Below are 7,328 nucleotides of genomic sequence, written 5' to 3' on the forward strand. Positions count from 1 at the left end.
TGCGAGGCGGTTTACCGCCGAGCCGGTATCGAGTCTCGCCGTAGACGAGTCCGTAATTGCAGATCGAGCCGGGCTCCGGGAGTCGATGCGTAGGGCTCGCTTCGCGGCTGGGGAGGGCCCTGTGGGCTCTCGACCGGTTCGGGTCCGGCGATAGCCGGACGAGACAGAACGAAGCCGGAGATTGAGGAGTAGCCCTCCTGACTGCTCTCACAAACGATCGGCGCGATTTTGGTGCGCAAAACCACTGTGTTGCGCACCAAAATCGCGCCGAGAACGGGATGTGGCCCATCCGGCTCGCATCCCGGGTTCATGTTCTTGTCGAGGCGCCCCCTATGGGGCGTCTTCTGCGTTACGAGGGGTGGATTTCCGTCATCGTCGGGGTTTATCTGCGTTGCGAGGGGTGCCTCGCCCGCCTTATACGCCCCATTTGGGGCGTATAAGGCCCGAATAGGCTTGGGTCAGCGATGCCGAGCACCCCTTGTAACGCAGATGGATGTTCGCGAGGGTGAGAATCTACCCCTCGCAACGAGAATTTACGACGCGGGAGCCTACAGTTTCGCCACGGTCTCCTCGGTGGTGAACCAGACGAACTCGTCCGCGCCGCCGGCGAACGACGACGGGTACTCCGGGTCGCCGGGCTTGCCGTCTCCAGCCGCAAACACATGCGCGAGCGAATCGGCTTTGCCGGCACCGGCCGCGAAGAACCACGTGCGGCGGGATCGCGCGATGACCGGCGCGGTCAGAGACACGCGCAACGGCGGCATCTTGGGGGAGCGGGTCACGCCCACGGCCAACCGATCATCCACCAGCACCTCGGAGTGCCCCGAAGACGCGGGGAACAGCGAAGCGTAGTGCCCGTCCGGCCCCATGCCGAGGATCATCAGGTCGAACGCGGGCTCCGGGCCCATCTCGCGAATCATCTCGTTCGCGTACACGTTCGCGGCCGTGTTCACCAATGTGGCGTTCGCGGCGCCATCGTCGATCTGGTTGATGATCTCCTCCGGGGAGCGCGTGTCCGCCGGCACCTCGTGGATGTTCGATTCCGGCAGCAACCCGTCGGCGACCAGCCGGTCGAGCAGCAGCCGGCGTGCCTCGAGCGCGTTGCGGTCGGTGTCGTACGCCGGCACGAACCGTTCGTCGCTGAACCAGAAGTGGACGCGCGCCCAGTCGATCGACGCGGCGAGCGGATCGGCCGCCACGAGCCCGAGCGGTTGCGCGGCGGACCCGCCGGACAGCGCCACGTCGACGCGCCCGCGTACGTCCCCGCCGGGCAGCCGTTCGTCGAGCAGGTCGAGCAGCGCGAGCACGAGACGCCGCGCACCGGCCTGAATCATCGTGTCCTTGTCCGGGTAGACGACGAGTTTGCGGTTTGCCATGATGTCTGATGTCTCCTTCATTCCGGTTGCGTGCCGGCCATGCCGGCCGTTCCGGCATACAGCCGGAACAGCCCCGCCGTTCAGTGCCGGATTAGATCCCAGCCTTCGTTGATGACCTCGCCGTAGACCTCGTCCGGGTCGATGCGGCGCAGCTCCTCGGTCAGGCAGTCCTCGATGGTGCGCACCGGCACGGAGATGGTCTGCGGCGTCTGCCCGGGCATCGAGATCAGCGCCTGATCCTCGTGCGGGCGTTCCAGCGACACCACACCGTCCGCGCGCGTGAGCGCCACGCCGGTCACCGCCTCGGCGCCGTCCACGTATTCCACGTCGACGGGCACGCCGAGCTTGAGGCGCAGCCACGCGCACAGCAGATCCATCGGCAGGAATTCGCGCGGACCGGTCACCTTCGCCGCCGTGATCGGCAGGTGCGGCGGCTGGTCGAGCATCGAGGCGAGCAGTCCGCGCCACACGGTCAGTCGCGTCCACGAGAGATCCACGTCCTCCGGCGTCCAGCTGCGGCGCAGTCGTTCGATCGTCGCCTCCGGATTGCTGGAACGCATCGCGTCGGTGATGCGGCTGCGGGCCATCGCGCCCATCAGGTCCTTCGCCGGGTTCGACGGCGGCGTGGTCGGCCACCATGCGACGACCGGCACGTCCGGCACGAGCAGCGGGATGACGAGCGTGTCCGGGTGGCTGATGAGCCCGTTGCGCGGGCGCAGGATGATGATCTCGCCCGCGCCGGCGTCCGCGCCGAAGCGCACCTGCGCGTCGAGGTTCGAGCCGGCGGGGCCGTCGGTCAGGTCGATGGCGGGATTGTCGGTCTTCTCCATCGCCTTGACGCCGCCTGCGTCCGTGCCCGCGTCCGTACCGTCTCCGGCGTCGCGGCGCGACGTGTCCGGCACGATCGCGATGACGCGGCACGGGTGCTCGCGGCTGGCCGCGTTGGCGACCTCGAGCGCGTGTTCGAGGTCGGCGTCGTCGGCGGCGATGAGCAGCGTGAGTACGCGGCCGGTCGCCGACTCGCCGCGTTCCTCGTGCAGCTCGTCGATCTTGTGCGCGATTTCACGCGTGCGGGTGTTCGGCATATCGATGATCATGGCATCCTCCAATGGCGGCCTTCGCGCGCCAGCATCTCATCGGCTTCGGCGGGGCCCCACGTGCCCGCGCGGTACGGCTGCGGCTGGCCGAGCGTCGACCAGAACTCCTCGATCGGGTCGAGGATCTTCCAGCTCAGGTTCACTTCCTCGGTGGTCGGGAACAGCGGCGGATCGCCGAGCAGCACGTCGAGGATCAGGCGTTCGTACGCTTCCGGCGAGTTCTCGGTGAACGAGCGGCCGTAGCTGAAGTCCATGTTCACGTCACGGACCTCCATCGTGGTGCCGCCCGGCACCTTCGCGCCGAAGCGCATCGTCACGCCCTCGTCCGGCTGCACGCGGATCACGATCGCGTTCTTGCCGAGTTCGCGCACCGCGGTCTGTTCGAACGGCAGGTGCGGCGCGCGTTTGAACACGACGGCGATTTCGGTGACGCGCTTGCCGAGGCGCTTGCCGGTGCGCAGGTAGAACGGCACGCCCGCCCACCGGCGCGTGTCGATGTCGAGGCGGATCGCCGCATACGTCTCCGTGGTGGATTTCGGGTCGATGCCCTTCTCGTCCAGATACCCGACGACCTCGTGCGAGCCCTGCCAGCCCTTCGCGTACTGGCCGCGGGCCGTGTTGGCGGCGAGGTCCTTCGGCAGACGCACGGCGGAGAGCACCTTGGTCTTCTCTGCCGTGAGGTCCTTCGCGGTGAAGCTCACCGGCTCCTCCATGGCCGTCAGGGCCATGAGCTGCAGCAGGTGGTTCTGGATCACGTCGCGTGCGGCGCCGATGCCGTCATAGTAGCCGGCGCGGCCGCCGATGCCGATGTCCTCGGCCATGGTGATCTGCACGTGGTCCACGTAGTTCGCGTTCCAGATCGGCTCGTACATCGAGTTCGCGAAACGCAGGGCCAGCAGGTTCTGCACGGTCTCCTTGCCGAGGTAATGGTCGATGCGGAACACCGAGCTCGGGTCGAACACTTCGGAGACGACGCGGTCGAGCTCCTGCGCGCTGGCGAGGTCGTGGCCGAACGGCTTCTCGATGATTACGCGCCGCCACGCGCCCTCCGTGGAGCGCGACAGGCCGGATGCGGCCAGCTGCTTGGAGACGATCGGGAACGCGCTCGGCGGCACGGACATGTAGAACGCGTGGTTGCCGCGCGTGCCGCGGTCGCGGTCGAGCTCCTGCACGGTGGCGCTGAGACGTTCGAACGCCTCGGGGTCGTCGAACGTGCCGCGCACGAACCGGATGCCGGCGGCGAGGTTGTTCCACGTCGACTCCTTGAACGGCGTGCGGCAGCGCGCCTGGACGGCCGTCTTCACGAATTCGATGAAATGCTCCTGCGTCCAGTCGCGCCGTGCGAAGCCGGTCAGGCCGAAGCTCGGCGGCAGCAGGCCGCGGTTGGCCAGATCGTAGACGGCGGGCAGTAGTTTCTTCTGCGCCAGATCGCCGGTCACACCGAAGATGACCAGCGAGCACGGGCCCGCGATGCGCGGCAGGCGCAGGTCGCGCGGGTCGCGCAACGGATTGGTCCAATTGGAATTCCCACTCATACGTCAACAGGGTAGTCGGCGGGGCGGGTGCCGCGCCACCCCAATCTCGCCCATGGCGAATGACGCGCCCCGCCCGTACCCCTCCCGCGCCCCTCCCAACCCCCTCTTCTCCCATGGTGCGGTAACACAATTTCTCCACAATGGCGGAATCAAGCCGTTTAGCGTCACCGCACCATGGAGGTTTTACCGCACCATGTGAGCTTGCGCACTATGGGTGGAGAGGGATGGGGTGCCCGCCGCCCTGTGGGTTACGCCCTGTGGGTTACGCCCGGTGGGTTACGCTCGGCGGGTCACGCCCAGCGGTCGGACATCGCGAAGGCGTTGTGCATGAGATTGCTGGACGTATACAGCACGTCGTCCAACAGTTTCGTCGTGCGCGTACGCAGTTCGTCCGCCATCCGCGCGTTCGCCTTCTCCAGCAGCTCGATCGACGCGTCGTCGCCGTCGTGCGCAACGGCATCCACCGCATCCGCCGCGTCTGCCGGGGCCGTAGCGTTCGCCGTCCTCGCCGCGTCTGTAACGTTCGCTGGGTCCGTGACGCTCGTCGCGCCCGTTGCCGCCGCTGCATCCATCGCGCCCGTCGTCGCTGTCGCACCCGCGACGACGGCCGCGTCGGTACGCGCCACATGCCGATGCCCGTACGCGCGCAACGCCTCCGCATACCCCTCGACCGCGTTGCTCGTCTCATAGAAATGCGCGTCCGCGATCACCGCGATGAGCCGGTTCGTCCAATACAGGTTGCCCGTCGAGACGTGCGGCGTGGTGTCGCGCAGATAGGAGGGCGTGTCGCGCACGTTCGCATAGAACGGCGCGACCGTCGTGAACGGACCGGAGCCGAACGAGACCCACATCACCGCGCACGCCGGCGCCGGCACGTACGGGCGCAGCTGGATCGCCACCATGTGGCCGGTGCGGTTGACGCCGATCGGACGGTAGCGGTGACGCGACTCCGGCGTGCCGAGCGTGCCATACGGGTCGTACGGCGTGCCCTCAAAATGCGACGAGAGAATGCGGTCCACGTCCTCGATCGTCACCTTGCTCTCCGGCACGCGGCACCACGGGATGTCGTCCGACGTGGGCGTGTAGCGGGCGGACGGCGAATCCCAGTCCTCGCTCGGATTGAGACAACGCTGCATGTACCATGCGCGTGGCGTGTTGTAGATATGATCCTTCGCCGTGGCCGTGCCGAACGCCATACGCGGGTTGAACCGGTCCGGCGATTGGATGGAACCGTCCGCCGCGAACCCGACCACGCCGCGTGCGGGCGCGAGACCCGCCCCGCGCAGCGACGTGGCGGACGCATGCTCCGGCATCGTGCGGTCGAGGCGATGCTCGGCCATGAACTCGCGCAGATCCGCGCTGCACAGGTATTCGCGCTGCGGACCGAACGCATCCTTCAGGTCGAAATCGTCGATGCCCAGCTGGTTCGGAATCGTCGCATAGCAGTCGTCGGGCACGCGGCGCGCGATCCAATGATGCCCGCCGATCGTCTCCACATACCAGATCTCGTCCACGTCGGAGATGATCACACCGTTCGCCTCATACGTGCCGTAGCGCTTCAACAGCTCGCCGAGGCGTTCGACGCCCTCGCGCGCGGTACGCACGTACGGCAGGACGAGCGTGATGATGTCCTCCTCGCCGATGCCGCCGGGAGTTTCGGGCGTGTAGTCGGGGTTGGGCGTGCCGTCCGGGTTGAGCGGCTCGCCTTGTGCGGGGCGCAATTCGACCATCGGGTCGGCGGCGAGCACACGCTCGTTCACCGCGATCGTCTCCGTGGCGCTCATCGCCACGTTGCGCTCGCTGGCCCCCGCTTCGGCGAGGATGCCGCGGTTGTTCAGCACGTTCGGTGCGATCGTGTACCGGCATGGGTCGTCCGGCAGGTCGATTTCGACGTGGGAGAGCACGGAACGGTAGTGGCGCGGCTGGTCCTTGGGATTGACGGTGACGAGGCGCTTCGGATCGTAGCGGCCGGAGCCGGAATCGTCGTCGCGGGCGATGATGGTGGAGCCGTCGATGCTGGCGGCTTTTCCGATGAGCAGTGTGGTACAGGACATGATGCCCACTGTAGCCCGATACGGCCGATGCGAGGGTGCGCCCCGGGTTCTAGATAGAAGCGCGACACCAGTTCTACGGTTGGAAGTGTTCAGATTCTAACTGGAGAAGGTGCTGCTCCCATGAGGGAAGTGTATTCCCGCCTGTCGGCCGAGGATGCGGAGGTCTGTTGTGGTGCCTGTGGTGTTTGTTGGAGGGCTGGGTGTTTGTGGTGTCTGTTGACACTGCTGGTGTTTCGTCCCGGACTGCATGCAGTTTGGTGCCAGGCTTGCGCGGTCGGGGCGTGAACCTGTGCAGTCCGGTGGGGCCTGACACTTGGCCACTCCGACTACCAGCAGCGGAGCGTGTGAACCTGTGCCGTCCGGTGGCGGACTTGGACGGTTGGGGCTCGAACCAGGTCGTCATCGGCCGGTGAATGGCTTCGGATGATGAACCTGGGCGATCGGTTCTCGAACCTGCGCAGTCCGATGGCGGACCTGCGCGGTTTGGTTCCGAACCTGTACAGTCCGATGTCGAACCTGCGCATGGGGGTCGTGAAAGACTGCTTGCGCCGGGTGGGGCGGGGTTGGTGGTTTCCTTGATATTCCGGGCTTTCCAGGAAGTGGCGTATGCGTTTCAAAGCCGTGCGGCGGGCTTCTTTCAGCACCCCTATGCGCAGGTTGGGTCTTGGACTGCGCAGGTTGGCTGTCCAATCGCGCAGGTTGCTACCCGGATTGCGCAGGTTAGCCGTTCAATGCGCGCAGCATGCGCTTGCTATAACTTTGGAGTTAGAGAAGCGCGAGCATCCGCGCTCATGTTGTCTAATGTTGTCCCGGAAGGCAATTGACCGGTATCAAAAACCCCTTGGAGCCGCAACGATTCCAAGGGGTTTATGGTGCCCCCCGTGGGATTCGAACCCACAACCCACGACTTAAAAGGACGCTGCTCTAACCGTTGAGCTAGAGGGGCAACGTTTCCAAAATACACGCGCTCTGTGGATATCGCAACCCGTACACCAGCCTACGTGTCTTGTCGCGGAGTGATTCGATGAACGGAGAGGCTGTTTCTTTACGTGCATAAGGGAGTGTCTCGGTAAGTGTGTAACTAGGGGTTGCTTAGCGACTGCAGGATTGGAAACGCGCGCTGAGCAGAGAGGCTGTCGCAGAACAGAGGGGAGACTAAGGAGCGTAGGCCAGCAAAATGAGGTCAAGCAGAACGGAACCAAAAAGGAGCGGAAGTATGCGGGCACAGGGCTAGACCGGCAAGAGCGTGCGGCAAGAGGAGTAGGG

General features: G+C 65.8%; 4 protein-coding genes and 1 tRNA gene. All 5 read right to left on the reverse strand.

Annotation, left to right across the window (positions count from 1 at the left end):
• Positions 1 to 548: 548 nt before the first annotated feature.
• The 5 genes from pgl to BFAL_RS02240 all read right to left on the reverse strand — a co-directional run bounded on the left by pgl (position 549) and on the right by BFAL_RS02240 (position 7,008).
• Positions 549 to 1,376 (reverse strand): 6-phosphogluconolactonase, encoded by an 828-nt coding sequence (gene pgl, locus BFAL_RS02220; RefSeq protein ID WP_055426812.1) that lies wholly within the window; start codon positions 1,374 to 1,376, stop codon positions 549 to 551.
• An 80-nt stretch (positions 1,377 to 1,456) separates the two neighbouring features.
• Positions 1,457 to 2,473: a glucose-6-phosphate dehydrogenase assembly protein OpcA gene (locus BFAL_RS02225; RefSeq protein WP_055426813.1), complete on the reverse strand. Its 1,017-nt coding sequence runs from the start codon at positions 2,471 to 2,473 to the stop codon at positions 1,457 to 1,459.
• Complete coding sequence (zwf, locus tag BFAL_RS02230; RefSeq protein ID WP_055426814.1) at positions 2,470 to 4,008, reverse strand: glucose-6-phosphate dehydrogenase; 1,539 nt, start codon at positions 4,006 to 4,008, stop codon at positions 2,470 to 2,472. The genes BFAL_RS02225 and zwf overlap by 4 nt, the downstream gene beginning before the upstream one ends.
• Positions 4,009 to 4,298: 290 nt before the next feature.
• Positions 4,299 to 6,062 carry a C69 family dipeptidase gene (locus tag BFAL_RS02235; protein ID WP_055426815.1) on the reverse strand — a complete coding sequence of 588 codons (1,764 nt, stop codon included), beginning with the start codon at positions 6,060 to 6,062 and terminating at the stop codon, positions 4,299 to 4,301.
• 870 nt (positions 6,063 to 6,932) lie between these two features.
• Positions 6,933 to 7,008, reverse strand: a tRNA-Lys gene (locus BFAL_RS02240).
• Positions 7,009 to 7,328: the final 320 nt, after the last annotated feature.

It is taken from the genome of Bifidobacterium aesculapii (assembly GCF_001417815.1).
GTDB lineage: Bacteria > Actinomycetota > Actinomycetes > Actinomycetales > Bifidobacteriaceae > Bifidobacterium > Bifidobacterium aesculapii.